Annotated in this window: 1 protein-coding gene; it reads left to right on the top strand. The window is 32.1% G+C overall.

The window, feature by feature from the left end; translation table 11 throughout:
* Positions 1-42: 42 nt before the first annotated feature.
* Positions 43-704: helix-turn-helix transcriptional regulator (locus HT709_RS09690; RefSeq protein ID WP_172925720.1), on the top strand; the 662-nt coding region annotated here is incomplete at its 3' end.

Raw genomic sequence — 704 nt, 5'->3', positions numbered from 1 at the left:
TTTATAATGAAATTAAGCAAATAGGAAGGTTTATTATCTTTAATGAATACACTCGCAGAGAAATTCAGATTGAAAAGAAAAGAGTTGAGACTCTCCCAACAAACTCTTGCAGAAGGAATTTGTGAACAAAGCCAGATTAGTAAAATTGAGAGAGGGCATTTCATTCCCTCCGCAGACCTTTTGTTCAAACTCTCCCAACGACTCGAAGTGCCATTAGATTATTTTTTTAATGAACAAATTGAAATTAAATCTAACCTCTCTAATTTCAAGCAATTATCTGCTCGATTATTAGATGACAGAAATTATGACAATTTAGAATATCTTTATAGAATAGAGATTGAACGAAGTACTTTTCTAACACTAGAAGACCGAACTTACCTTGAATGGATTAAAGCTATTATTGACTTCTATCAATATGACAGTAAGTGTGAGGCTATTTCTTCATTGGAAAATATATTATTAAAAGTCTCTTCAAATACTCTGATTTATTTAAAGGCCTTGAATACTCTATCTAATTTCTATTCCTTAGTGGGTCGTGAACAAGAATATGAGGCAAACTACTCTCATTTGATGGAGTTATATCAGACAAAAAATTTTGAGCATCAAGAGTTTTTATTTGGCTACATCAGAGTTCGTTACAATTACGCTCACTACCTAGTATCAAAGGAAAAATATAATGAAGCCATCCAAGAAGCTCTTAAGAC

Source organism: Streptococcus sp. 1343 (assembly GCF_013277355.1).
GTDB classification, from domain to species: domain Bacteria; phylum Bacillota; class Bacilli; order Lactobacillales; family Streptococcaceae; genus Streptococcus; species Streptococcus pseudopneumoniae.
This window is presented reverse-complemented; position numbering and strand designations above follow the sequence as displayed.